Annotated in this window: 2 protein-coding genes; both read left to right on the top strand. The window is 55.4% G+C overall.

Translation table 11 applies throughout. From position 1 onward, the window contains the following. Nucleotides 1–745: electron transfer flavoprotein subunit beta/FixA family protein (locus ADA01nite_RS21555; protein ID WP_146812479.1), on the top strand; the 745-nt coding region annotated here is incomplete at its 5' end. Between the two features lie 21 nt (nt 746–766). Continuing rightward, nucleotides 767–1714, top strand: a 948-nt coding sequence (locus ADA01nite_RS21550; RefSeq protein WP_146812478.1) for an electron transfer flavoprotein subunit alpha/FixB family protein, incomplete at its 3' end; no start/stop codon positions are given.

Raw genomic sequence — 1714 nt, 5'->3', positions numbered from 1 at the left:
AAAGCAAACGTTTGACACAGAAGAAAAGATCGTGCTTGAAAACGGTAAAATCAGCGAAGACGGTGTAGAGTTCATCATCAATCCGTACGATGAATACGCGGTCGAAGAAGCGATTAAGCTGCGCGATGAGCACGGCGGTGAAGTAACGGTGATTACGGTAGGTCCGGAACGCGCAGAGAGCGCTCTGCGCACCGCGCTTGCGATGGGCGCGGACAAGGCCGTTATCGTAGATAGCGAAGATATCGAGGCGGATGAATACAGCGTAGCGAAAATCCTGGCTGCCGTCATCAAAGACCGTGAGTATGATATCATCCTTGGCGGAAACATGGCGGTTGACAACGGTTCCGGCCAGGTCGGACCGCGCCTGGCGGAAGAGCTGAACATTGCTCAGGTAACGACCATTACAAAGCTGGATGTGGATGGCGGCAAGGCCACCATTGAGCGCGACGTCGAAGGGGACGTAGAAGTCATTGAAGTCTCCCTGCCGGTACTGGTTACGGCACAGCAGGGGCTGAACGAGCCGCGCTATCCTTCTCTGCCGGGCATCATGAAAGCGAAGAAAAAGCCGATGGAGCGTCTGACGATAGACGATTTGAATATCGACGGGGACATCGCCGCAAAAACCACGGTGGTTGAAACGTTCCTGCCGCCGAAAAAAGAAGCGGGTCGCATCCTGAGCGGCGATATTCAAGACCAGGTCAAAGAATTAGTACAACTTCTTCGCAACGAAGCGAAAGTCATTTAAGGGCTAAGGAGGACGAGTGAGATGAGCAAAAAAGTACTTGTAGTGGCAGAAGCGAGAGACGGAAGTTTGCGTAACGTATCGTTCGAGGCGCTGACGGCGGCACAGCGCATCGCGGAAGGCGGCGGGATCATTGCGGTTGCGTTCGGCAGCGATGCGGCGAACTATGTGGCGGATCTGGGGAAATACGGTGCAAGCAAAGTGTATGCGGTTGCGCACAAAGAGCTGGACACGTATACAACAGACGCCTATTTCCAGGCGCTGCGCCAGGTGATTGAGGATGTGCAGCCGGAAGCGATTTTGATGCCGCATACGGCAGTAGGCAAAGACCTTGCTCCGCGCGTGGCCGCCCGCCTTGGCCTTGGCCTCGTATCCGATGTGATCGATGTACAGGTAGAAGGCGGAGACGTCGTGTTTACGCGTCCGATTTATGCGGGGAAAGCTTTTGAGAAGAAAAAAGTGACGGACGGAACGGTATTCGCGACCGTGCGTCCGAACAATATTGCGGCGGAAGAAACGGGCGGCTCCGCAGAACAGGTCGACTTCAATGTCGAAATCAAAGACCTGCGCACCATCGTAAAAGAGGTGGTACGCAAAACAGCAGGCGGCGTGGACCTGTCCGAAGCGAAAGTCGTCGTATCCGGCGGACGCGGCGTGAAATCCGCAGAAGGATTTAAGCCGCTGCAAGAGCTGGCTGAGGTGCTGGGCGGCGCGGTTGGCGCATCCCGTGGCGCGTGCGATGCCGAATACTGCGATTACTCGCTGCAAATCGGCCAGACCGGTAAAGTGGTAACACCTGACCTGTACATTGCGGCCGGCATTTCCGGCGCCATTCAGCATCTGGCCGGCATGTCCAGCTCCAAAGTCATTGTAGCCATCAATAAAGATCCGGAAGCACCGATCTTCCAGGTAGCGGACTATGGCATTGTCGGCGACCTGTTCGAAGTTGTGCCGCTTCTTACAGAAGAGTTC

This window comes from Aneurinibacillus danicus, assembly GCF_007991215.1.
Classification (GTDB): Bacteria; Bacillota; Bacilli; order Aneurinibacillales; family Aneurinibacillaceae; genus Aneurinibacillus; species Aneurinibacillus danicus.
This window is presented reverse-complemented; position numbering and strand designations above follow the sequence as displayed.